At 66.9% G+C, this 23,501-nt stretch carries 23 protein-coding genes; 5 read left to right on the top strand and 18 right to left on the bottom strand.

What is annotated here, in order from left to right; genetic code table 11:
• The first annotated feature begins 2 nt into the window (after nucleotides 1-2).
• Together ASE02_RS04645 and ASE02_RS04640 are read left to right on the top strand one after the other, a co-directional pair.
• Entirely contained in the window at nucleotides 3-494 is a 492-nt protein-coding gene (locus ASE02_RS04645; RefSeq protein ID WP_056731620.1) for an RNA pyrophosphohydrolase, read from the top strand.
• 25 nt (nucleotides 495-519) lie between these two features.
• A complete protein-coding gene (locus ASE02_RS04640; protein ID WP_056731619.1) occupies nucleotides 520-1,290 on the top strand; it encodes an alpha/beta fold hydrolase in 771 nt (256 codons plus the stop codon).
• 27 nt (nucleotides 1,291-1,317) lie between these two features.
• Here the strand turns inward: ASE02_RS04640 and ASE02_RS04635 are convergent, their stop codons facing one another.
• The 10 genes from ASE02_RS04635 to ASE02_RS04590 form a co-directional block, all read right to left on the bottom strand.
• Nucleotides 1,318-3,249: a S9 family peptidase gene (locus tag ASE02_RS04635; protein ID WP_056731617.1), complete on the bottom strand. Its 1,932-nt coding sequence runs from the start codon at nucleotides 3,247-3,249 to the stop codon at nucleotides 1,318-1,320.
• Between the two features lie 73 nt (nucleotides 3,250-3,322).
• Nucleotides 3,323-3,649 carry a quaternary ammonium compound efflux SMR transporter SugE gene (sugE, locus tag ASE02_RS04630; protein ID WP_056731615.1) on the bottom strand — a complete coding sequence of 109 codons (327 nt, stop codon included), beginning with the start codon at nucleotides 3,647-3,649 and terminating at the stop codon, nucleotides 3,323-3,325.
• 113 nt (nucleotides 3,650-3,762) lie between these two features.
• The gene (locus ASE02_RS04625) at nucleotides 3,763-4,392 is read right to left on the bottom strand and encodes a hypothetical protein (protein ID WP_056731613.1); all 630 of its coding nucleotides are present in this window, start codon (nucleotides 4,390-4,392) and stop codon (nucleotides 3,763-3,765) included.
• Nucleotides 4,393-4,581: 189 nt separating this feature from the next.
• The gene (locus ASE02_RS04620) at nucleotides 4,582-4,848 is read right to left on the bottom strand and encodes an ATP synthase F1 subunit epsilon (RefSeq protein ID WP_056731611.1); all 267 of its coding nucleotides are present in this window, start codon (nucleotides 4,846-4,848) and stop codon (nucleotides 4,582-4,584) included.
• Nucleotides 4,849-4,853: 5 nt separating this feature from the next.
• Complete coding sequence (atpD, locus tag ASE02_RS04615; RefSeq protein ID WP_056731609.1) at nucleotides 4,854-6,413, bottom strand: F0F1 ATP synthase subunit beta; 1,560 nt, start codon at nucleotides 6,411-6,413, stop codon at nucleotides 4,854-4,856.
• Between the two features lie 18 nt (nucleotides 6,414-6,431).
• Nucleotides 6,432-7,301, bottom strand: coding sequence for a F0F1 ATP synthase subunit gamma (locus ASE02_RS04610; RefSeq protein ID WP_056731607.1), 870 nt, complete (start codon nucleotides 7,299-7,301; stop codon nucleotides 6,432-6,434).
• Between the two features lie 22 nt (nucleotides 7,302-7,323).
• Nucleotides 7,324-8,859 carry a F0F1 ATP synthase subunit alpha gene (atpA, locus tag ASE02_RS04605; RefSeq protein WP_056731605.1) on the bottom strand — a complete coding sequence of 512 codons (1,536 nt, stop codon included), beginning with the start codon at nucleotides 8,857-8,859 and terminating at the stop codon, nucleotides 7,324-7,326.
• A 3-nt stretch (nucleotides 8,860-8,862) separates the two neighbouring features.
• The gene (locus ASE02_RS04600; protein ID WP_056731603.1) at nucleotides 8,863-9,417 is read right to left on the bottom strand and encodes a F0F1 ATP synthase subunit delta; all 555 of its coding nucleotides are present in this window, start codon (nucleotides 9,415-9,417) and stop codon (nucleotides 8,863-8,865) included.
• A 185-nt stretch (nucleotides 9,418-9,602) separates the two neighbouring features.
• Nucleotides 9,603-9,896 carry a PaaI family thioesterase gene (locus ASE02_RS04595; protein WP_056731601.1) on the bottom strand — a complete coding sequence of 98 codons (294 nt, stop codon included), beginning with the start codon at nucleotides 9,894-9,896 and terminating at the stop codon, nucleotides 9,603-9,605.
• A gap of 167 nt (nucleotides 9,897-10,063) precedes the next feature.
• The gene (locus ASE02_RS04590; RefSeq protein WP_056731599.1) at nucleotides 10,064-10,402 is read right to left on the bottom strand and encodes a hypothetical protein; all 339 of its coding nucleotides are present in this window, start codon (nucleotides 10,400-10,402) and stop codon (nucleotides 10,064-10,066) included.
• A 469-nt stretch (nucleotides 10,403-10,871) separates the two neighbouring features.
• Between ASE02_RS04590 and ASE02_RS04585 the strand changes: the two genes are divergently transcribed.
• Entirely contained in the window at nucleotides 10,872-12,839 is a 1,968-nt protein-coding gene (locus tag ASE02_RS04585) for a transglycosylase domain-containing protein (protein ID WP_082601874.1), read from the top strand.
• Between the two features lie 26 nt (nucleotides 12,840-12,865).
• Here the strand turns inward: ASE02_RS04585 and ASE02_RS04580 are convergent, their stop codons facing one another.
• From ASE02_RS04580 to ASE02_RS04565, 4 genes are all read right to left on the bottom strand, one after another.
• Nucleotides 12,866-14,710, bottom strand: coding sequence for a transglycosylase domain-containing protein (locus tag ASE02_RS04580; RefSeq protein WP_082601873.1), 1,845 nt, complete (start codon nucleotides 14,708-14,710; stop codon nucleotides 12,866-12,868).
• Between the two features lie 105 nt (nucleotides 14,711-14,815).
• Nucleotides 14,816-15,553: a M48 family metallopeptidase gene (locus ASE02_RS04575; RefSeq protein ID WP_056731597.1), complete on the bottom strand. Its 738-nt coding sequence runs from the start codon at nucleotides 15,551-15,553 to the stop codon at nucleotides 14,816-14,818.
• Nucleotides 15,554-15,562: 9 nt separating this feature from the next.
• Entirely contained in the window at nucleotides 15,563-16,834 is a 1,272-nt protein-coding gene (locus tag ASE02_RS04570) for a polyhydroxyalkanoate depolymerase (RefSeq protein WP_056731595.1), read from the bottom strand.
• Nucleotides 16,835-16,943: 109 nt separating this feature from the next.
• The gene (locus tag ASE02_RS04565; RefSeq protein WP_056731593.1) at nucleotides 16,944-17,528 is read right to left on the bottom strand and encodes an SCO family protein; all 585 of its coding nucleotides are present in this window, start codon (nucleotides 17,526-17,528) and stop codon (nucleotides 16,944-16,946) included.
• 126 nt (nucleotides 17,529-17,654) lie between these two features.
• Here ASE02_RS04565 and ASE02_RS04560 point away from each other — a divergent pair, with 126 nt between their 5' ends.
• Together ASE02_RS04560 and ASE02_RS04555 are read left to right on the top strand one after the other, a co-directional pair.
• The gene (locus ASE02_RS04560; RefSeq protein WP_235536610.1) at nucleotides 17,655-18,995 is read left to right on the top strand and encodes an ActS/PrrB/RegB family redox-sensitive histidine kinase; all 1,341 of its coding nucleotides are present in this window, start codon (nucleotides 17,655-17,657) and stop codon (nucleotides 18,993-18,995) included.
• An 81-nt stretch (nucleotides 18,996-19,076) separates the two neighbouring features.
• The gene (locus ASE02_RS04555) at nucleotides 19,077-19,634 is read left to right on the top strand and encodes an ActR/PrrA/RegA family redox response regulator transcription factor (protein ID WP_056731591.1); all 558 of its coding nucleotides are present in this window, start codon (nucleotides 19,077-19,079) and stop codon (nucleotides 19,632-19,634) included.
• Nucleotides 19,635-19,767: 133 nt separating this feature from the next.
• Here the strand turns inward: ASE02_RS04555 and mmcB are convergent, their stop codons facing one another.
• The 4 genes from mmcB to ASE02_RS04535 all read right to left on the bottom strand — a co-directional run bounded on the left by mmcB (nucleotide 19,768) and on the right by ASE02_RS04535 (nucleotide 23,345).
• Nucleotides 19,768-20,223, bottom strand: a complete 456-nt coding sequence (gene mmcB, locus ASE02_RS04550; protein ID WP_056731589.1) for a DNA repair putative endonuclease MmcB — start codon at nucleotides 20,221-20,223, stop codon at nucleotides 19,768-19,770.
• A 60-nt stretch (nucleotides 20,224-20,283) separates the two neighbouring features.
• Nucleotides 20,284-20,811 (bottom strand): lipocalin family protein, encoded by a 528-nt coding sequence (locus tag ASE02_RS04545; protein ID WP_082601872.1) that lies wholly within the window; start codon nucleotides 20,809-20,811, stop codon nucleotides 20,284-20,286.
• Nucleotides 20,812-20,899: 88 nt separating this feature from the next.
• Entirely contained in the window at nucleotides 20,900-22,027 is a 1,128-nt protein-coding gene (locus ASE02_RS04540) for a ferritin-like domain-containing protein (RefSeq protein WP_056731585.1), read from the bottom strand.
• A 187-nt stretch (nucleotides 22,028-22,214) separates the two neighbouring features.
• The gene (locus ASE02_RS04535) at nucleotides 22,215-23,345 is read right to left on the bottom strand and encodes a ferritin-like domain-containing protein (RefSeq protein ID WP_056731584.1); all 1,131 of its coding nucleotides are present in this window, start codon (nucleotides 23,343-23,345) and stop codon (nucleotides 22,215-22,217) included.
• Between the last annotated feature and the right edge of the window lie 156 nt (nucleotides 23,346-23,501).

Here is a 23,501-nt window from a genome sequence, read left to right as displayed (position 1 = left end):
AGATGACCGACCTCGCCGCCTATCGCCCGAATGTTGGAGTGGTGCTCTTCCACCCCGATGGCCGGGTGTGGCTGGGGCGGCGGTTCGGCACGACCGGCACGCACAACTGGCAGTTCCCCCAGGGCGGGGTCGACGCCGGCGAAGACCTCTACGTCGCCGCCTGCCGCGAGTTGGTCGAAGAGACCGGCGTGAAGACCACCACCCTGCTCGGCCGCACCGACGGCTGGCTGGCCTACGACTTTCCGCCCGACCATAACGGCTCGAAGATCGCCAAGGGCTGGAAAGGCCAACGGCAGGTCTGGTTCGCCCTGCGCTTCGACGGCGACGAGAGCGAGATCGACCTGTCCGGCCACGGCCACCCTGAGTTCGACGCCTGGCGTTGGGGTCGGCTGGACGAAGCCCCCGACCTGGTGGTGCCCTTCAAGAAGGCGATCTACGAAAAGGTCGTCGTCGCCTTCCAAGATTTCGCGGGCCTGCGCGGCCGCGCAGCCTGACGCCGCGCCCCACACAGCGATTTCCATGACCCATAACCTCCCGCCGATCGTCATGACGCACGGCGCCTTCTGCTGCGGCTGGGCGTTCGAGGACTTCCGCAAGCCGTTCGAGGCCGCCGGCCACACGGTGCTGACGCCCGACCTGCGCGGCCACGGAGCAAGCGACCCGGCGAGCGCCGTCGTCGGCGTCTCGATGACCGACTATGCCCGCGACGTCGCGGCGCTGTGCGCGGCGCAGGAGCAGCCGCCGATCCTGATGGGCCACTCGCTTGGCGGGCTGGTCGCGGCCATGGCGGCCAGGCGCGCGCGGGTGCGCGCGGTGGTGCTGCTGGCGCCGTCCGCGCCCTGGGGCGTGACCTCGTCCTCGATGGAGGAGGCGGCCACCGCCGTCGGCCTGCACATGCTGGGGCCGTTCTGGGCCCAGGGCGTCGCGCCGGACCGCAGCCTGATGCGCCACTACAGCCTGGATCGCATGCCCGAGGCCGGACGCGAGGCCGTGGTCGCGCGCCTACGCCCCGAGAGCGGCCGAGCGCTGTGGGAAACCCTGAACTGGTGGTTGGACCCGTTCATGACCACCAGCGCCGGGGCCGGCGCCCTGGACGCGCCCTGCCTGGTGATCGCCGGCGAGCGCGACGTGGTCCATCCGCCCTCGACCGTCCGTCAGACCGCGACCCGGCTCGGCGGGGCCTTCATCGAGGCGCCTGGCATGAGCCACTGGCTGATCGGCGAACCCGGCTGGGCCGAGATCGCCGAGATCGCCCTCGGCTGGCTGGCCGAACACCGCGAGACCGCCTGATCTCCTCTCCCGAGGGAGATGAGCGCCCTACTTCGCGCCCAGCACCTGCTTCAGAAAAACGATCTCGGTGGCGCGCACCGCCTCGGCGTTCTGCTTCTTGGCGACGCCGTGGCCCTCGTCCTTGGCCAGGACGTACCAGACCTGCGTCCCCTGGGCCCGCAGCCGGGCGACCATCTGCTCGGACTCCGACTGCGGCACGCGCGGATCGTTGGCGCCCTGGTAGATCATCATCGGCTTCTTCATCCGCGCGCTCATGTTGAGCGGCGAGATCTTGTCGAACACCGCGGCCATCTTCGGCTCCCGCTCGTCGCCGTACTCGGCCCGCCGCAGATCGCGGCGATAGCCTTCGGTGTTCTTCAAGAACGTCGTCCAATTGGAGATGCCGTAGAGGTCGATCGCGCCGGCGATGCGGTCATTGTAGTGGGCGGCCACCGCAAGGGCCATGTAGCCCCCGTAGGACTGCCCCACGACCGCCACCCGGCTGGCGTCGAGGTCCGGCTGCTTGGCGATCCAGTCCAGCAGGGCGCCGATGTCCTTGACCGAGTCCTCGCGCTTCTCGGCGTTGTCGAGGTTGAGATAATCCTTCCCGTAGCCGGTGGAGCCCCGGACATTGGGGATGATCACCGCCGCGCCGACCTCGTTGACCCAGGACTGTCGGCGGGGATTGAAGCTGGGCTGCTCCTGGCCTTCGGGGCCGCCGTGGATCTGGATGACGACCGGCAGCTTCTTGCCGGGCTTGGCCGCCGGCTTGTAGATGAAGGCCGGGATCGAGCGCTTGTCGAAGGTCGGGTAGCGGAACAGCGCCGGTTCGACCAGTTGCTGCGGATCAAGGCCGCCCAGTTCGCTCTGCGTCCAGCGGACCAGTTTCTGGTCGGCGAGCGCGAAGCTCCAGACGTCGCCGGCCGAGGTCGAGGTCGAGAGGCTGAAGGCCAGGCTCTTGCCGTCGGGCGAGAAGCCCAGGCCCGTCATGACGCCCAGCGGCAGCTTGGGCGCGGGCAGCAGCTTGCCGGTCGCGACGTCCTTGAGGACCAGGCGCGAATAGCCCTCCTCGTTGACCATGTAGGCGATCACCGCGCCGTCGGGGCTGAGGTCGAAGGACTCGGCCGACCACTTCGCCCCGGGATCGAGATCGCGCATGGCCCCGCCGGCCAGGTCGAAGACCACGGGACGGGCCATGTCGGCGCCGTCGTCCGACAGGGTCACGACACCCCGGCCGTCGTGGGTGAAGGCGCCGCCGCGATAGGCGACCTTGCGGTCCGTGGGGCCGACCGGCCGCACGGCCCCGCTGGCGATGTCGAGCACGAACAGCTCCACGAAGGTCGCGGAGTTGTAGCGGCTGAACAACAGCGACTTGCCGTCCGGAGACAGGTCCAGCGGCGCGTTCGCGCCCTTGCCGTGTTGGATGACCTTGCGGTTCTGCGGGGCGTCGACCGGCGCCAGCATGATGTCGTTGTCGGGATTGCCGGCGGTGACCTGGCTCCAGATCACCTGCTTGCCGTCCGAGGCGAAGACGAAGTCGCTGTTGCGGGTCCCGGGCGTGGTCAGCTGGGTCTCAGGGCCGCTCAGGCCCCGCACATAGGCCTGATAGTACTCCGCCCCGCCGTCGTCGCGCAGATAGACGAAGCGCTCGGCCTTGGGCTGGGCGAGCGCGACGCCGATCGGGTCCTTGAAGAAGGTCAACTGGGTCCGCGCCGCGCCGGGGGCGATCACCCGGTGGATCTGGTTGGTGTCGCCGAAACGGGTGGCGATCAGGATCGAGCCGTCATCCAGCCAATCCTCGAACACCGCCGAACGGGCGTTGTAGTAGGGCGCGATGGCGGCCTGCAGGGCGGGCGGGGTCGGCGGCGTCTGGTCGTAGACGATCTGGCCCACCTCGCGGCGGGAAGGCTCGGCCGCGGGGGCGGCGGCGGCGCAGGCGAAGGCCAGGGCGGTCCCGAGCAGCAGGGCGCGCGTCGTCATCAGGCAGGCTCCGAAACAGTAGCGTTCGGAGGGACCCTGGAGGCGCCGCGCGCCGCCCGTCAATCGGGCTGCGTCACTGCGTCGGGGTCGAGAAGAACTTCAGGCCCAGGATGCCGGCGACGATCAGGCCCACGCAGAGCATGCGCACCACGGTGGCCGGTTCCTTGAAGAGAAAGATGCCGAGGATGACGGTCCCGACCGCCCCGATGCCGGTCCAGACCGCATAGGCGGTGCCCAGCGGCAAGGTCTTCACCGCGATGCCCAGCAGGGCCATCGAGATCACCAGGCTGACGCCGGTGAACACCGTCGGCCACAGGCGAGTGAAGCCTTCAGTGTATTTGAGCCCCACGGCCCAACCGATTTCGCAGATGCCCGCAACGAACAGAACGACCCAAGCCATGGCTCGCGCCTCCTAGCTGATGGGGTCGTCCCCGAGGATGAAGCAAAGGCGCGGGGGTCGTCCCCCGCGCCTGACTTAGATAGGCCGCCGGAAAGGCGGCGCTAGGACTGGTTCTAGAACTTGCGTTCCGAATAGAGGATCTCGGCCTCGTCCCACGCCTTGCCGACCGGCGAACCGTCCGGCTTCTTCAGCTGCAGGAACACCAGGCCGGTCGACTCGTGATCGGTGAAATATTCCCAGGAATTGGTGATGCGCTTGAAGTCGGTGGCCGGCACGAAGTCGTTGCGCTGTTGCAGCAGCTCCGGCTTGTGCAGGAACGAGAAGATGTTCAGGCCGACGATGATCGGCTTCTCTTCGTTGATCCCGTACTTCAGCGTCAAGCGGCAAACGTCCTTGTTGGACCCCTGCGGCCAGATGGTGACGGTGTACGGCTTGGCGACCAGGGTCCCGGTGTAGGTCCCTTCGCGCTTGTTCTTCTTGTAGCCCAGGCCGCCGGCGAGCTGGTCGAGGTTGCCGCCCTTCACCAGGGGTTTGCAGACCCGGTTGATGAGGTCGATGACCTGGCCTTCGGCGCCGGTGGTCGGCAGCACATAGGTCTTTTCTTCAGCGGCCGGCGCGGCGGGCGCGGGCTCGGCGGCGGCGGGCGCCGGAGCCGCGGCGGGAGCCGCTTCAGGCGCGGGTTGAGCATTGGCCGCCGTGGCGAGGCCGGCGAGAGCGATCAGACTGACGATGGCGGTGCGCATGGCAGGGTCCCCTAAACTTGTCGTCGCGCATAACACTCGAAAGTGGCCGCTCCCCGCAAGTAGTCTAGCGAAGCAATCGGCCTCAACGAGGCAAATGCCCGGTGCGCGGCCGGATCGGACGCGCACCAATCTCTTTACCGGCGATCGCCCCGACGCCTAACCGGCGTCGGGTGCAGCCGAATATCAATCCTAAGCCGTAACCTCGTGAGCCTGCTCGGCCAAGATGGTCAGGCCGTCCGGCGTCACGTCGGCGAAACCGCCCTCGATCGCGAAGATCGTGGTGGCGCCGCCGTTGAAAACCGTGACCCGGCCTTCCTTGAGCGTCGTCATGAACGGCGCGTGGTCGGCCAGGACGCCGAAGTCGCCCTCGGCGCCCGGTGCATCGACCTGGTCGACCTGTCCGGAGAACAGTTCGCGCTCAGGCGAGACGAGGGAGAAGTGAAGCTTCCCGGCCATACGCTTTAGGCTTCCGAAGCCAGTTGTTCGGCCTTGGCCACAGCGTCTTCAATGGTGCCGACGTTGTAGAAGGCCGCTTCCGGCAGGTGGTCGAACTCGCCGTCCACAACCGCCTTGAACGAACGGATGGTGTCTTCGAGGCTCACGAACACGCCAGGCATGTTGGTGAACTGCTCGGCCACGTGGAAGGGCTGGCTGAGGAACTTCTGGATCTTCCGGGCGCGAGCCACGGTCAGCTTGTCCTCTTCCGACAGCTCGTCCATGCCCAGGATGGCGATGATGTCCTTCAGGGACTTGTAGGCCTGCAGGGTTTCCTGGACGCGGCGCGCCACGGCGTAGTGCTCTTCGCCGATCACCAGCGGGTCCATGATCCGCGAGGTGGAGTCGAGCGGGTCAACGGCCGGGAAGATGGCCATGGCGGCGATGTCGCGCGAAAGCACGGTGGTCGCGTCCAAGTGGGCGAACGAAGCGGCAGGCGCCGGGTCGGTCAAGTCATCGGCGGGCACGTAGATGGCCTGGACCGAGGTGATCGAGCCCTTCGCCGTCGAGGTGATGCGCTCTTGCAGGTTGCCCATCTCGGTGGCGAGCGTCGGCTGATAGCCCACGGCCGACGGGATACGGCCCAGCAGAGCCGACACTTCGGAGCCGGCTTGGGTGAAGCGGAAGATGTTGTCGATGAAGAGGAGCACGTCCTTGCCCTCTTGGTCGCGGAAGTACTCGGCTTGGGCCAGACCCGTCAGGGCCACGCGGGCGCGGGCGCCGGGGGGCTCGTTCATCTGGCCGTAGACCAGGGTGCAACGGCTGTCGCCGCCGCCGCCGGCCTGGTTCACGTTCGACTCGATCATCTCGTGATAGAGGTCGTTGCCTTCGCGGGTCCGCTCACCAACGCCGGCCAGCACGGAGTAACCACCGTACGCCTTGGCGATGTTGTTGATCAGTTCCTGCATGGTCACGGTCTTGCCGACGCCGGCGCCGCCGAACAGGCCGATCTTGCCGCCCTTGGTGTAGGGGCAGAGCAGGTCGACGACCTTAATGCCGGTGACGAGGATTTCGGCCGACGTCGATTGCTCGGCGAAGGACGGGGCCTCCCGGTGGATCGGAGCGTAGAAGTCGGTGACGATCGGGCCAGCTTCGTCGATCGGATCGCCGATGACGTTCATGATGCGGCCGAGCGTAGCTGGGCCGACCGGCACGGTGATCGCGCGGCCGGTGTCGGTCACCGGAGCGCCGCGGGTCAGACCCTCGGTGGTGTCCATGGCGATCGTGCGCACGGTGTTCTGGCCGAGGTGCTGAGCCACTTCCAACACCAGACGGAAGGGCGCGCCCGTCCGTTGGTCGAAGTTGGTGGTTTCCAGCGCGTTCATGATCGCCGGCAGCTGGCCTTCGAACACGACGTCGACGACGGCGCCGATGATCTGCGAGATGCGGCCCGTGGCGGCGCTCGGCGCGGCGGACTTCTTGGCGGCGGCGGGAGCCTTCGTAGCCTTCGCAGCAGCAGCCTTCGGCGCAGCGGTCGCCTTCGGAGCAGCGGGCTTCTTGGCGGGAGCCTTAGGGGTCGTAGCCATTGTTCAGACTCTTTCGGTTTAGAGCGCTTCGGCGCCGGAGATGATCTCGATCAGCTCCTTGGTGATCTGCGCCTGGCGAGTACGGTTCTTGAGCAGGTTCAGGGCGGCGATCATGTCGCCCGCATTGCGTGTGGCGTTGTCCATGGCCGCCATCTGGGCGGCGTAGAACCCGGCTTGGTTCTCGAGCATCGCCGACATCACCTGGATCGTCAGGTTACGCGGCAGCAGGGTTTCGAGGATTTGCTCCTCGTCCGGCTCGTATTCGTAGGCCGCGCCCTTGAGGTCGATCGTCGCGGCGCCCGCTTCGATCTGGGCCGGGATCAGCTGACGCACAGTCGGGGTCTGGATGACCACCGATTTGAACTGGCTGTAGACCAGGGTGACGACGTCGATCTCGCCGGCGTCGAACAGCTCGTTGATCTTGTCGGCCACCGGCTGAGCGGTCGCCAGCGACGGAACGCCGGCTTCATGCGTCGCCACGAAGCGGTCGCCATATTGGCGGCGCAACAGGTCGCGGGCCTTCTTGCCGAGCGCGATGATCTTCACATCCTTGCCCTCGGCGAGCAGGCTGCGGATGCGTTCGCGGGCCGCGCGCAGGATGGCGGTGTTGAAACCGCCCGCCAGGCCGCGATCCGACGTCGCAACGACGATCAGGTGTTTTTGATCACGCCCGGTGCCGACCAGCAGCTTGGGCGCGCCGTCACCGGACACACCCGCCGCCAGGTTGGCGATCACCGCGGCCATGCGCTGAGCGTATGGCCGGGCGTTCTGCGCCGAGCTCTGGGCGCGCCGCAACTTGGCGGCGGCGACCATCTGCATCGCTTTCGTGATCTTCTGCGTGGATTCCACGCTTTTGATCCGATCGCGCATCTCTTTGACGCTGGCCATCTCCTAATGCTCCAGCGTGCGCTTAGGCGAAGCTCTTGACGAAAGCTTCCAGCGCTTCCTTGAGCTTGGTCTCCGTGTCAGCCTTCAGCTCCTTTTGGGTGCGGATGGTGTCCAGGAGGTCCTGATGCTTGGAGTGCAGGCGGGCCAGCAGCTCGCTCTCGAACCGGCCGACCTGGGCGGTCGGGATGGTGTCGAGGTAGCCACGGGTGCCGGCGTAGATCACCGCGACCTGCTCTTCGACGAGCAGCGGCGAGTATTGGGGTTGCTTCAGCAGCTCGGTCAGGCGTTCACCGCGGGCCAGCTGGCGCTGGGTGGTGACGTCCAGGTCGGAGCCGAACTTGGCGAAGGCGGCCAGTTCGCGATACTGGGCGAGTTCGCCCTTAATCGGACCCGAGGCTTGCTTCATCGCCTTGATCTGGGCCGACGAGCCCACGCGGCTGACGGAGATACCGACGTTCACGGCCGGGCGGATGCCCTGGAAGAACAGATCGGTTTCCAGGAAGATCTGGCCGTCGGTGATCGAAATCACGTTGGTCGGGATGTAGGCCGACACGTCGTTGGCCTGGGTTTCGATGATCGGCAAAGCCGTCAGCGAGCCCGAACCGTTGTCTTCATTCAGCTTCGCGGCGCGTTCCAGCAGGCGGCTATGCAGGTAGAACACGTCGCCCGGATAGGCTTCGCGGCCCGGCGGGCGGCGCAGCAGCAGGGACATCTGACGATAGGCGACGGCCTGCTTGGAAAGGTCGTCATAGATGATGACGGCGTGCATGCCGTTGTCGCGGAACCACTCGCCCATGGCGCAACCCGAGAACGGGGCCAGGAACTGCAGCGGGGCCGGCTCCGAAGCGGTCGCGGACACGACGATGGTGTATTCCAGCGCGCCGCGCTCTTCGAGCGTCTTGACGATCTGGGCGACGGTGGAACGCTTTTGGCCGATGGCGACGTAGATGCAGTAGAGCTTGGCGCTCTCGTCATCGCCGGCGTTGATCGACTTCTGGTTCAGGATGGTGTCGATCGCGACGGCGGTCTTGCCGGTCTGACGGTCGCCAATGATCAGTTCGCGCTGGCCGCGGCCGACGGGGATCAGGCTGTCGATGGCCTTCATGCCGGTCTGCACGGGCTCGTGCACCGACTTGCGCGGGATGATGCCCGGCGCCTTCACGTCCACGCGGCGACGCTCGGCCACGTTCTGGATCGGGCCCTTGCCGTCGATCGGTTCGCCGAGCGGGTTCACGACCCGGCCGAGCAGACCCTTGCCGACCGGCACGTCCACGATTTCCGACAGACGACGCACGTCATCGCCTTCGGCGATCGCGCGGTCGTCGCCGAAGATAACGACACCGACGTTGTCGCTTTCCAGGTTCAGGGCCATGCCCTTCACGCCGGCCTTCGGGAACTCGACCATTTCGCCCGCCTGGACGTTGTCGAGACCAAAGACGCGGGCGATGCCGTCACCGACGGACAGAACCGTACCGACGTCGGAGACATCGGCTTCTTCGCCAAAATTGGCGATCTGCGACTTGAGGATTGCCGAAATCTCGGCGGCGCGGATGTCCATGGCTTACGCTCTCTTCAGGGCGAACTTGAGGGAGTCGAGCTTCGAACGGAGCGAAGCGTCGAACAGACGGGAACCGACCTGCACCTTGATACCGCCCAGAAGGGACGGATCGACGCGGGTCTCGATTTCGGGGTCCTTGCCGAGCGCGGTTCGCAACGCGGCGGCGACACCCTTGGATTGGGCGGCGGTCAGGGGGACGGCCGTCGTCACCTGCGCCGAAACCGCGCCACGCGCGTCCGACGACAGAGTTTCAAAGGCCGTGATCACCGCGGGCAACGCCGAGGCGCGGCCGTTTGCGGCCAGCAACCCCAGGAACTTCCGGGTGACAGGATTCAACTTCGCCTTCACGGCCAAGGCGGCGAGCGCCTTGCCCTTGTCCTCGGCGCTGAACGCCGGGGAGGCCAGCAAAGACCGCAGGTCTTTACTCTCGGCGCTCATAGATTTCAGCGCCTTCAGGTCGGCCTCGACGGCCGCCAGTTTGTTCTCATCGTTCGCGAGATCGAACAGGGCAAGGGCATATCTGCCGCCCACATTCGAAGCCTTGGAATCGTCCGCCACTTATTTATCCGCCCGGTGCGCGCAAAAAGCCGCTGTGAAGGAACTCCTCACCGCGACCTAAAGGCTTGAAAGCGCTTGGAAAAGCACAATGGCCATCGGGACTGGAAAAGCCCCTGGCCCGAAGCCGCGCGCCTGATAGCACGCGTTTTTGGGCGCCGCAACCGAACGGGCCGCGACACCTTGTATTATCCGGCATTGATAACCGGGGCTGGTTTTCGGAACACAGCCGATCCGGTGGCCAGAACCGAGCCGTCCGCGGACAATAGACGCCCATAGGCGAAGACCAGGGTTCGGGTCGCGCGGTCGACATTCGCCTCGACCGTCACCGCCACGCCAGGCGCCGCCGGCGCTCCATAATCAAGCGTCAGGGAGACCGGCTCGGCGCCGGGACCGGCGACCTCGGTCAGCAACGGCTCGATCAGGCTGGCCGCCGCGGCGGGCGCGGCGGGCAAGGTGGTTTGGCGGCGAAGGATGGTCATTACGGGCGGTCTCTTACGTGCACGCGCGCCATAGGCAAAGCGTCAGGGAGCCTCGGCCAAGAAAAAGGCGTCGGAGACATGGCCCCGACGCCCTTGCAGTTGCAGGCTCGACAGTACTAGCGGCTGGGAGGCGCGCCTAGAATGAGCGCGAACCTGGATCCACTAGATCAGCGGTTGGCGACCTGTTGGGCCGGCAGAGCCGCGACGTTGCACTGTTCGAGCTTGTCGGCTTCGAGCTGCTTGCGAGCGCCGCCGAACGAGGCGACGGCCCCGACGGTCTTCGCCAGTTCCTTACAGGTCGAGGTCGCGTAGGTCCGCGAGGACGGAGCCGCGGCCAGGCAGGTGTCGCCTTCGCACATGAAGACAGCGCCGCCGGCGATGAACTTGGTCTTGGCCGCGACCGGGGCTTGCAGCTTTGCGGTGATCGGATCGTCCGCCAACGCCGCGCCGGCGAATGAGACGGAGACAAGGGCGGCGCAGGCGGCCGCAAAGGTACGGAGCTTCATGGAAAGCCCTCCAGCGTTTCGGGGAGAAAAGGCGAACCCGATGAAAGGTCCGGCTCAGCGCCATCCCGGGATCAGCAACCGGTATCCCCACCGACTGCACGAGCTGAACTAAGCAACGCTAAGATAACACTGTTAAGATCACCGGCAACCGCTTTTTTCGCAACCCGGTTATGCGAAAATGAAGAGATGCGGAACGCGTCTCGCATACCCATGTGATCGCAGACTGATGTCGGCCGCGCGGACGAGAAGAGCGCCTCTCGCCTCCCGCCGCCTCCAGGTCAAGCCTTCCGCAAGGTCACCCCGCTTGGACCGCAAGGCCGAAATTTGGCCGCATCCCGCCGTCATTGACGGGCCTCGCTGGTCCGGAAAGCAGAGATTGTTCACTTCTCGTCAATCATGTCGCGCCTCTGGTTCGGCTGAGAGATCCCTCGCCGCAGGCGGGGCGTAAGGCGAACCTTTAGGACGACACATGGCCAAACCAGGACCGGGCCCTCGCCGGCCGGCCCAGCGCACTCCCCTTCAAGCCCTCCTCTATTGGACGGCGGTCCTGGGGGTGTGGGGCCTGATCTTCGTGGCCGCTTTCTTCGCGGTGTTCGCCGTCGATCTGCCGGACACTTCGAAGCTCTATGACGTCGAGCGCCAGCCCTCGATCTCCTATCTCGACCGCTCCGGCGCGATGGTGGCGGTGCGCGGCAGCCAGTACGCGCCGCCGATCGACCTCGACAAGTTGCCGCCCTATGTGCCGAAGGCCTTCATCGCCATCGAGGACCGCTGGTTCTACTGGCACCCCGGGTTCAACCCGTGGGGCATCGCGCGCTCGCAGATCTACAACATGCAGAACAAGGGCGGCCCGCTGCGCGGCGGCTCGACCATCACCCAGCAGCTGGCGCGCAACCTCTTCCTGACGCCCAGCCAGAACTATCGGCGCAAGGCCCAGGAACTGATCCTGGCCATGTGGCTGGAGGCCAAGTTCTCCAAGAAGGAGATCCTCGCCCTCTATCTGAACCGGGTCTATTTCGGCGGCGGCGCCTACGGCATCGAGGCGGCCTCGCAACGCTACTTCGGCAAGCCCGCCTCGCAGCTGACCCTGGGCGAGAGCGCCTTGCTGGCCGGCATGATGAAGGGTCCGAACCGCTATTCGCCGGTCTCGGCCACCGACCGCGCCGAGCGCCGGGCGACCATCGTGCTGGACGAGATGGTCCGCATCGGCGCCATCACCCCGCAGGAACGCGACGCGGCCTTCAAGACCCCGGTCCGGGTCAACCCGACCCTGGCCAACCAGCGCGCGCAATACTTCACCGACTGGGTCGATGATCAGGTCCGCAGCCTGGTCGGCGAACCGACCGAGGATCTGGTGGTCGAGACCACCCTCGACCTGCCGATCCAGGCCGCGGCCGAACAGGCCCTGCGCCGGGGCATCGAGGCCGGCAAGGGCCAGGGCGTGGAGCAGGGCGCGCTGGTCGCCATCGACGGCGAGGGCCGCATCCGCGCCTATGTCGGCGGCGCGAACTACACCGACAGCCAGTTCGACCGCGCCACCACCGCCCGCCGCCAGGCCGGCTCGGCCTTCAAGCCGTTCGTCTATCTCGCCGCCATGGAGGCGGGCCGCACCCCCTCCGACATGGTGGTCGACGAGCCGATCAAGATCGGCAACTGGTCGCCCCGGAACTACACCAACGACTTTCGCGGCCCGATGACCCTGCAGACGGCGCTGGCCCAGTCGATCAACACCGTGGCCGCGCGGCTGGCCAACGAGGTCGGCACCGGCAACGTCGCCGCCGCCGCCCAACGGCTCGGCATCAAGTCCCACATCCAGCTCGATCCCTCCATGGCGCTGGGCGCCGTCGAGGTGAGCCCGCTGGAAATGGCCCAGGCCTATGCACCCTTCTCCAACGGCGGCTTCCTGGCCAAGGGCTACGGCATCCAGCGGATCCGCACCGCCAGCGGCAAAATCCTCTACGACCACAGCGTCGAGAAGAGTGAGCGCCGCCAGGTGATCGGCTCGCCCGCCCTACAATATATGAATCAGATGATGCGCCAGGTGATCAACGGCGGCACCGGCGGCCGCGCCAAGGTCGCCGGCTACGACATCGCCGGCAAGACCGGCACCACCAGCGATTATCGCGACGCCTGGTTCGTCGGCTACACCGGCGGCTTCGTCACCGCCGTCTGGGTCGGCAAGGACAACAACAAGCCGATGAAGCGGGTCACCGGCGGCAACGCTCCGGCCGCCGTCTGGCGCGACTTCATGTCCGCCGCCCTGCCCAAGCTGAAGGCCCAGCCGATTCCCGGCGGAACCGTGGAGCCGCCGCTCGCGGCGGGCGCCGATCCGATCGGGGATCTGGTCGACGGCATCGCCGACGCGATCGGCGGCGGCGGCGGCGGTCAACCCGCCTCGCCGCCCGAGAAGGCCCCGGCGGAAGACGTGCCGTACTGATCCATGCGGGCTGAGCCGGCCTCGGCTCAGTTCCCGATCGGCGGATCTTCCGGCGTTTCGACGGCGGGTTCGGGCTGCGGCGCGGCCCCCTGCTCCACCGGCGCAGCCAGGATCTCGACCGGCGGCGGCGCGATCAACGGCGCGGCCGGGCCGGCGGGAATCGCCTGGGCCGGAACCCTTTTCAGCGCCACGCTCATGAACCCGCGCCAGAGCTCGGCCGGCGCCCCGCCGCCGGTGATCCGCTGCATGGGGGCGGCGTCGTCGCGGCCCATCCAGACCACCGTGGTGAAGCCGCCGCTATAGCCGGCGAACCAGGCGTCCTTGTAGTCGCTGGTGGTGCCGGTCTTGCCGGCCAGGTCATAGCCCGCGATCTTCGCGCGGCCGCCGGTTCCCGAGGCCACGACCGAGCGCAGCATCCGGTTCATGTCGCTGAGCGCCGGATTGGCGATGACCCGCGCCTGGGGCTGCGCCTTGCGCTGATAGATCAGCTGGCCGCCATTGGTGCGGATACGCTCGATGCCGTAGGCCGCGACGCGGGCGCCGCCGTTGGAGAAGGCCGCATAGGCCTGGGTCATCTCCAGCGGCGAGACCAGGGTGGTGCCAAGCGCCATCGCCGGATCGGTGTTGACCGGCGAGGCGATGCCAAGCCGGCGGGCCGTCGCCGCCACATTGCCGCGTCCGACCTCGTCGGCGGTGCGGGCCGCCACCGTGTTCACCGACTGGGCGACCGCCTGCTCGAGCGTCATCTGGCCGAGATAGCCGCCGGCGTAGTTCTGCGGCGACCAGGTCCCGATGGTCAGCGGCTCATCGACCACCAGCATGTCGGGCGTCGCGCCGGCCTCCAGGGCGGTGAGATAGACGAAGGGCTTCCAGGCCGAGCCCGCCTGACGCCGGGCGGTGACCGCGCGGTTGTAGGGGCCGGCCGTATAGTCGACCCCGCCGATCATCGCCCGCACCCGGCCCTGCCCGTCCACCGCGACCAGGGCGGCCTGGCTCACCGACTGGGCCTTGTAGCGAGCCAGCACGGCGCGGGTGGCGTCGGCCGCGGCGGTCTCCATCGGCAGATCGAGGGTGGTCTCGACCACCGTGTCCTGCTTGGGCTGCGGCAAGATCTGGCGGCGCTGGGCGTCCAGCCAGTCGACGAAATACTGGGCCGGCGCGGTCGGCGAGGAGTTCCAGACCTTCAGCGGCGCGGCCATCGCCTTGTTGCGGTCGGCCGGTGTGATGGCGCCGGTGTCGACCATGGCGTCGAGCACCAGGGCGGCGCGCTCGGCGGCGGCCTTGGGCTGCTCGACCGGATTGTAGTTGGTCGGTGATTTCAGCACCCCGGCCAGGGTCGCGGCCTCCCGCAGCGAGAGCCGCGAGGCGGGCTTGTTGAAGTAGCGGCGCGAGGCGGCTTCCAGGCCATAGGCGCCGGAACCGAAATAGACCCGGCTCAGATAGAGCGAGAGGATCTCTTTCTTCGAATAGGTGCGCTCGAGCTGGATCGACCAGACCAGCTCCTTGGCCTTGCGCTCGACGGTGCGGTCGGCGTTCAGGAACAGATTGCGGGCGAGCTGCTGGGTGATGGTCGACGCGCCTTGGGTTGCGCGCCCTTCGCTGACCCCGGCCACGATCGCGCGGCCGATGCCGACCGGATCAAACCCGGTGTGGGTGTAGAACCGCCGATCCTCGATGGAGATGAAGGCGGCGGGCACATAGGCCGGCAGCTTGGCCAAGTCGACCGGCGGGGCGTAGCGCCCGCCGCGAACGCCCAGCACCGCGCCGGAGCGATCCACATAGATGACCTGTGGGTCGCGGCGGATCGGCGGCAGGGGCGGCAACTCGGGGGCGGCCATCGTCAGCGACGTGGCGGCGGCCAGAACGATCACGCGGCAAGCTCCAGGGCGACGAAGGCTTCAGCGCCTGTCCGTCACGCTTTCTTCTGTCGCCTGGACGCGCCGCTGCAAAGATAATTCGCGGTAATCTTGAGGGGCTTAGCGCCCGAAGGCGTGCAACCGCGCGCCCTGCGCCCGCAGCCAGGCGCGGTGCGGTCGCTCGTCGCCGACCAGGGTCTTCACATGACCCCAGAACCGCGGGCCGTGATTGAGTTCCAGCAGGTGGGCGCACTCGTGGGCGGCCACATAGTCGGCGACCTCGAACGGGGCCAAGGCCAGCCGCCAGGAATAGCGGATCGCCGCCGGCTTGCCCGGCAGGCCCGGGCGGCAGGAGCCCCAACGGGCGCGGGCGTCCATGATCGTCACGCTGGGCAGCTTGGCGCCCAGTTGCTCGCAATAGAAGGCGGTGCGCTCGGTGAAGACCCGCAGCGCCTCGCGCCGGATGATCCGCACCACGGCGTTGGCGTAGACCGCGCCCTCGCCGCGCGCGGTGATCCGCATCGGGATTTCGCCGGTGGCGAGATGCAGGCGCGCCGGCTTGTCGCTGGCCTCCAGGCTGCACGGCTCTCCAAACAGGTGGATGGTCATGCCAGGCGCCACCGCCTCGGCCTGCGGCAGCTCGGCCAGCCGCTCGGTGATCCAGGCGGCGCGGTCACGCGCGAAGGCCGCGGCCTCGGCCAGCCGCCGCTGGGTGGGCGCGGTGGCGACGATCTCGCGCTTGGTGCGATCCAGGCGCAGGGAGACCCGGCGCGCACCGCGGTGAACCTTGAGGCGGACGACGGCTCCAGCCACTTCCAGCCGGTCGCCGTCCGCGAGCGCGCGGCCGAAAAGACTCATGACGCCAATTTAGGCTGCGTCGCGGTCCTTTTCGAGGCCTGCTTCCTGGCGACGGATGAAGGCCCGCACGCGGGGATAGATCTCCTCGCGGAAACGGCGGCCGTTGAAGACCCCGTAGTGGCCGACATGCGGCTGCACGTAGTCTTCCTTGAAGTCGTCCGAGAGCCCGGTGCAGAGCGTGTGCGCCGCCTGGGTCTGGCCGATGCCCGAGATGTCGTCGTTCTCGCCCTCGACGGTCAGCAGGCCGATGTCGCGGATCGAGCCCGGCTGGATCGGCCGGCCGCGATGGACCAGCTCGCCCTTGGGCAACAGATACTGCTGGAACACGTAGTCGATGGTCTGAAGGTAGAATTCTTCAGGCAGGTCGAGGACCGACAGGTACTCGTCGTAGAATTCCAGGTGCTTTTCGGCGGCGTCGCCGTCGCCCTTCATCAGGTCTTCCAGGTACTGCTTGTGAGCGTCCTGGTGCTTCTCAGCGTTCATCGACATGAACGAATAGAGCTGCACGAAGCCCGGATAGACCCGCCGGCCCATGCCCGGATAGGGCGCGGGCACCGAGTCGATCATGGTCGACTTGAACCAGGCGAAGGGTTTTTCCTCGGCCAGCTTGTTGGTGACGGTCGGCGACAGGCGCGCATCGATCGGCGAGCCCATGATGGTCATGGTGCCGGGGCGCGACTCCTCGCCGTCCTCGGCCATCAGCGAGGCGGCGGCCAGCACGGCCGGGCCTGGCTGGCAGACGGCGACCACATGCGGGCGCGGACCCAGCTGGCGCAGCATCTCGCGGACATGATCGACGAAGTCGTGGAAGTCGAAGCGGCCCTGCATCAGGGGCACGTCGCGGGCGTTGGACCAGTCGGTGATGAACACCTCATGGTCCTGCAGGAAGGCTTCGACCGTGCCGCGCAGCAGGGTGGCGTAGTGGCCCGACAACGGGGCCACGATCAGCACGGCGGGCTCCAGCTCACGGCGGCCGGCCCGGCGCATGTCGGACATGTCGCGGGTGAAGTGGGTGAGCTTGACCCACGGGCTCGACCAGACCTCGGTCTGGCGCACCCGGACCGGTTGACCGTCGATCTCGACGGAATCGATGTTCCAGGCCGGGCGCCCGTAGCGGCGCGTCAAATTGGCGAACAGATCGGCGTTGGCGAACAGGCGGCGCCCAAGATCGGTGTCCTTGGCGGCGTTCAGCGGCGATGACCAGAAATCGCGGGTCGCCCGCGCGGCGAACCGCAGCGGGGTGGAAGCGTAGTAGCTGGCCTCGTAGAGCGAGTAGAGCATCCGAGAGTCCTCTTTGCTGCGGCGCAACATAGCACGTCGGATATTAAGAGAGTCCAGAGCTAAGCTGTTTCGCCGCGGCGGTTCGACGCGCCGCCCGCCGATCGGGCGCCTAGCGCATCGCGTCGGAAATCTGCCGCGCGATCTCCTCGGGCGAGATCCCGTACGGAATCACCCGGTCGAACCGTCCCTTGGGGTCCATCAGATAGGCGGCGGTCGAGTGATCGACTAGGTAGTCGGCCCCCTCGCCGTTCTTCTTGTAATAGACCCGGTAGGCCTTGGCGGCGGCGTCCACCTGCTCGGGCGTACCCGTCAGGCCAATGGTCCCTTTCGGGAAGATGTCGGAGCCGAGATAGGTCTTCAGCTGCGCGGGGGTGTCGCGCGCCGGGTCCAGTGACATGAAGACCACCTGCATCTGGTCGGCCTTGGGACCCAGCTGCTGCTGGGCCGCGCCCAGGGCCTGCATCGTCGTCGGGCAGACGTCAGGGCAGTAGGTGAAGCCGAAGAACACCACCGTCCACTTGCCCTTGAGGATGCTCTCGTCGGTCGGCTTCCCGTTCTGGTCGATCAGTTGGAAGGGCCCGCCGACCGCGGCCTGCGGCGGCCGGTCGAAGACGCCGGTCTTCCAGGCCACCGCGCCCAGGAAAATCAGGCCCACCACGCAGGCTGCGATCAGGATCGGAACGTGGCGGGGCATGGGAAAACAACCTTTGGGCTCGTCAGGCGCGGCGTTAGGCGCGATGCTCGCCGGATGATGGCCTCCCTGAGGAACCCGTCGCCGGCGAAACCGTCGCCCGGTCTCGATAGGCAAAGCCCCGAGCGCATGCAAGGCGTCGCCGATTGGGGTGTCGCCGGCTGGGACGGCGTGAGCGAACGCAGCGGGCGGCTGCGGCTGCGCACCCTGGTGACCTTACGGTGGATGATCATCGCCGGCGAGGCGCTGGTGTTCCTGGCCGCCGGCCTGATCCTGGGCTTCGACGCGCCCTACGCCCTGTGTTTCGCGGTGATCGGGGCCTCGGCCTGGGTCAATCTGCTGACCGGCGTCGCCTCGCCGGGCCAGCGGCTGATCAGCGGCTGGGAGGCGGTGGCACAGCTGGGGTTCGACCTTGGCCAGATCTCGGTGCTGCTGTTCCTGACCGGCGGCACCGCCAATCCGTTCATCCTGATGCTACTGGCGCCGGTGACCCTGGCGGCCGCCACCCTGACGGCCCGGTCGGTGACCGTACTGGCGGCGGCGTCAATCGCCGTCTCGATCCTGCTGGCCTTCGTTCACCTGCCGCTGCCGGCCATGGGAGCGATGGGCTTCGCCCCGCCATTGACCTTCATGATCGGCTGCGCGGTCGCCAACATCGCCGGCATCATCGTCATCACCGGCACGGTGCGGCAGGCGGCCGAGGAATCCTCCCGCATGGCGCTGGCGCTGGACGTGACCCAGGCGGTGTTGGCGCGCGAGCAACGGCTGTCGGCCCTGGGCGCGCTGGCCGCCGCCGCCGCCCATGAACTGGGCACGCCGCTGGCCACCATCTCCATCGTCGCCAAGGAGCTGGCGCGCGAGGCCCCGACCGCCAGCGTCAAGGAGGACGCCGACCTGCTGATCGCCCAGTCGGAGCGCTGCCGCGAGATCCTGCGCCGGCTGACCGACGCCCCGGCCGCGGCCTCCGACGAGATCCACGAGCGGATGAGCCTGCTGCAACTGGTCCACGAGGTGATCGAACCCCACGCCGAGGTGAAGGGCGTGCGGGTCGAGGCCATCGTCTCCGGCGCCCCGGGCGTCGCCGCCCCCGACATCTGGCGGATGCCGGAGGTTCTGCACGCCATGACCTCGTTCATCGAGAACGCCGTCGACTTCGCCGCCTCCGAGGTGCTGGTCACCGTCAGGTTCGACACCGAAAGCGTCGGGATCGAGGTTCGCGACGACGGCCCTGGCTTCGCGCCGGAGGTGCTGGCCAAGCTGGGCGAGCCCTATGTGACCAGCCGCGCGGGCGTCGCAGGCGGGCGAACCGGCCATGTCGGCATGGGTCTGGGCTTCTTTATCGCCAAGACTCTGCTGGAACGGACCGGGGCTGTTGTGACTTTCCAGAACGGGAGGCCGCGCGGCGCCGTCGTCGCGGCCCGCTGGCCGCGCAAGCGCATCGAAGTGAAGGATGCGAACGGGCACGCGTGAAGACACTTGCGGATCGGCCGCAAGCAGCGACATGATGCCGCAGGAGGCGTTACTGCGAAACGCCCCTATCGGAGATTGCGAATGACCGATCTCTCCGCCGATATCGCCGCCCTGCCGGACAAAAGCTTGCTTGTCCTAGATGACGACGCCCCGTTGCGCACCCGGCTCGGCAGAGCCCTGGAGCAACGTGGGTTCGAACCCACGCTGGTCGGCAGCGTCGGCGAAGCCCTGGCCGCCGTGAAAGCCCACCCTCCCGCCTACGCCGTGCTCGACATGCGGCTGGAGGACGGCACCGGCCTCAAGGTGGTGGAAGCCGTCCGCGAGGCCCGGCCCGACGCCAAGGTGATCATGCTGACCGGCTACGGGAACATCGCCACGGCGGTCGCCGCGGTGAAGTCCGGCGCCATCGACTATCTTTCCAAACCCGCCGACGCCGACGACGTCGCCCGCGCCCTGCTCGCCCGCAAGGACGAGGTCCCGGCCCCGCCGGAAAACCCGATGAGCGCCGACCGCGTGCGGTGGGAACACATCCAGCGGGTCTATGAGCTCTGCGGCCACAACGTCTCGGAGACCGCCCGGCGCCTGAACATGCACCGCCGGACCCTGCAACGGATCCTGGCCAAGCGGGCGCCGCGGTAACTCCCCGGTTCGTCATGGCCGGCCGCTTGCGCCGGCCACCCATAGACTCCGCGTGCGGGACTTTCCTGCGAGGTTCCGTGCGTATGGATCCCCGGGACAAGCCCGAGGATGACGAACCAAGTTGGGTAGGGTTCTACCCCTCCAGTTGCGTCACCAGGACACCGGCCGCACGCATCGCCGCCATGCGTCCAAACGCGATGGTCAGGGCCTTGCGCCGCGCCGGCGCCAGGGGCGTCAGCGGCGGATCGCGCAGCACCGCCCCGCCGAACCCGTCGCAGATCATCAGGCCGGGCTCGTCGGGCAAGATCTCACGCGGGAATTCCGGGGCCACGGCGAAGGCGAAGCTGTCGCAATAGGGCAGGTATTCATGCCACTTCCGATCCACGCGGAAGTCTTCCAGGCTGGACTTCACCTCGACGATGGCGATTTCGCCCTTGCGCCCCAGCGCCATCAGGTCGGCGCGCCGTCCATTGGGCAGGGTCACCTCGGCCAACGGCGCATAGCCAAGGTCCGTCAGCAGCCGGGCCGCGCCGCGCGTGACGTTGGTGGTGATTTCCGGTCGGCTGACCGTGACGATGGTGACGTCCATGCCGAAACCATGTTCCGGTTTCGTTCAGGAGGCAAGAGGCCGAAACCGCAGGCCCTGGCCTCAGTTCCTGGCCGGTTGTGGGAATTCCAGGCGGCTGACGTCGTAGCCGAGTTGCTTCACACGGGCGATGGCCTGGGCCTTCACCGCGGCCGACAAGGTCGGACGCTGGGACATCAGCCACATCGAGCGCCCGCCGGGGGTGCCCAGGATCAGCCAGCCCTGGTCGGGGCGGTGCTCCAGCACCCAGTATTCCTGGCGGACCAGGCCGTTGAAGAAGGTCATCTGCAGCTTGGCGTTGGTCGAGCCGTCCAGGACCTTGGCTCGCGCCTTCCATTCCGTCACCGGCGCGGCGAGCGAGCCCTTGTGACAGGCCTGGATCACCGCATAGCCCTCGCCGGTCTTCTGCCAGTCGGAGGTCCCGCCTTGGCAGCCGGTCTGGATCTTGTTGGGCAGGCGCGCCACCTCGTACCAGCGGCCCATCATCTTGCTGAGCTCGATCCGCTGGGTCGGCGCGGTCGGCGCCGCCATAGCGGGAGCCGCCGTGAGAACGGCGGCGGCGGCGAGAATAGCGGTGGCCAGTGTGCGCATGGTCGAAACGAAGGTTGCTGTCGCCAGAATTGAAGATGCCCACGGGAGCTACCCGTGGGCACATGAACGGGATCGGAATAAAATGGGGCTATTCGGCGGCGATCGAAACCTGCCGCGACGATCGGTCCTTGAAATTTATCTCCTGCAGATAGCGGATCCCGTCCTCGGCGATGTCGTCGCCGACCATCCGCTCGCCCTCCGCCGCCAGCTCATCCATGTCGACATAGATGGCGTAGAAGCCCCGCGTCCGCTCGGTGATCAGGCCCGCGTTCAGCAGGGTCTTGATGAGCACCCGGAAGATATTGGTCTCGCCGCGCATCTTGCGGTTCGGATCGCGTGACTTCCGCCGCTCCATGATGTCGGCGACCACCCGCTCCGGATCGAGACCGAACCGCGAATAGATCGCCTGCTGCTGGGTGGGCGAGCCCTGGTTGAACAGCAGCGACTGGGCGCAGTGGGCGGCCCAGTCCTCCATGATGTCGCGCTCGGCCTGGCTCATCTCCGGCACCGTGCGATCGGCCCAGATCTTCCCGAACTTGTGGTGGAAGGCCTCGTCGGTCATCACCAGCTGGAACAGCTTCTTGGCCAGCGGGTCGCGGTTGTGCTTGTAGCCGTTGGCGAAGGCGCCCATGGCCAGCCCCTCGACCAGCATCTGCATGCCGATGATCTTTTTATAGACCTCCGGCGCCTCGATGATCTCGACCAGCAACGCCTTCAGCGCCGCGCCGCACTCCACGGGTCGGCCCCAGCGGGCCTTGATGTACTTGGCGAAGGCGGTGACGTGGCGCGCCTCCTCGCGGGTCTGGTTGGCGGCGTATTCCTGCGCGCCCTGGTCCAGCAGGACGTGGCAGAGCGAGGCCGAGAGGTTCAACGCGCCCTGCTCGCCATGCAGGATCGAAGAGAAGTTCCACAGCTGCATGTGGTTGATGAAGGCGATGCGCTGCCTCGGGTCGGTCAGGGTCTGGGCCACATAGGGCAGCTTCAGGACCGGGCTCAGCTCCTCCGGGATCATCGCGACATTCTCGATGTCGAACGGCTCGTCGAAGTCGATGTACTTCTTGTCGAGCGGATCCCAGAAGTGGTCGTGAGTGGCCGAGATGATCTTGTCGAAGGCGGTCGAGCGCGCGTTGTAGCGGTCGAGATCGAGCATGGACTCAAAGTCGTCCGGCGCCACCGCGCCATACATGACGTGCTTGGTGATGTTGCCGTCAGCCATCGGGAATCCTCCGCGAAATATCGGCCGCCCATCGTCAGCAGGCGCTTGAATATGTGGAAGGATCGCGCCGAACCGGGTTCTCGTCAAAGAAATTGACACCAGCGTCAGTATTCGAACTTTGTTTGGATGGCGGCCCGATCACTCCGCTCATCCCGGCGAAAGCCGGAATGAGCGGGTTTGATGCAGCCTACTCGGCCGCGATCGAGACATTGGCCGCGACGCGGTCCTTGAAGTTGATCTTCTGGAGGTACTTGATCCCCTCCTCGGCGATGTCGTCGCCGACCATCTTGTCGCCTTCGGCCTTCAGCTCCTCCATGTCGACATACATGCCGTAGAAGGCGCGGGTGCGGTCGGTGATGATGCCGGCGTTGAGCAGGGTCTTGATCAACACCCGGAAGATGTTGCTCGCCTCCTTCATGTCCTGGCGGCGGGCCTCGTCGGTGGCGATCAGCTGGATCTCCTCCAGGACCCTGGCCGGATCGAGATCGAACTCGGCGTAGAGGGCGACCTGTTCCGAGGGCGAGACCAGGTTGAACAGCACCGCCTGGAAGCAGTGGGCGGCCCAGTCCTCGACAATCTGGTGCTCGGCCTCCGAGAGCTTGGGAATGGTCCGGTCAGCCCAGATTTTCCCGAACTTGTGGTGGAAGGCCTCGTCGGTCATCACCAGCTGCATCAGTTGACGCCCCAGCGGGTCGTTGAGCTTCTGATAGAAGGTGGCGAAGGCGCCCATGGCCAGCCCCTCGACCAGCATCTGCATGCCGATGATCTTCTTATAGACCTCCGGGCTGGCGATGATGTCGACCAGCAGGTCCTGCAGGACCTTGGAGCATTCGATCGGCCGGCCCCAGCGGGCCTTGATGTACTTGGCGAAGGCCGTGACGTGACGGGCTTCCTCGCGGGTCTGGTTGGCGGCGTATTCCTGCGCGCCCTGGTCCAGCAGCACGTGGCAGAGGCTGGCCGAGAGGTTCAACGCCCCCTGCTCGCCGTGCAGGATCGAGGAGAAGGAATAGAGCAGCGACTTGTTCACGAACTGAGCGCGCAGCTCGGGGGTGTTGAGCTTGTCCTTGACGTAGTCGGTCTGCAGGGCCGCGACCAACTCCTCGCCGACCAGCGGCTGGGTCGCCATGTCCCAAGGGGCCGAGTAGTCGATATACTTCGGGTCCAGCGGATCCCAGAAATGGTCGTGGGTCGCCGAGATGATCTTATCGAAGGCGGTCGAGCGGTTGTTGTAGCGGTCGAGGTCCAGCATGGACTCAAAGTCGTCCGGCGCCACCGCGTCGTAGATCAGGTCCTTGGTGATGTTGCCGTCAGCAGACATGGCAGGTCTCCGATGTTCCGAGCTTTGCGAAACTCCAACACCGTTACGCCAGGGGGTCAAAGAAAAATGACGACCCCGTCAAATTTGTAATGAACGGCGATAACTCACCCGCTCGCGCCGGCGAAAGCCCGGGCCGAAGCGGAGCCGCCAAACGAA

This window comes from Phenylobacterium sp. Root700, assembly GCF_001429025.1.
In the GTDB taxonomy this organism is placed as follows: domain Bacteria; phylum Pseudomonadota; class Alphaproteobacteria; order Caulobacterales; family Caulobacteraceae; genus Phenylobacterium.
The sequence above is the reverse complement of the archived record's forward strand: the minus strand, read 5'-3'. Positions and strand labels throughout refer to the sequence as shown.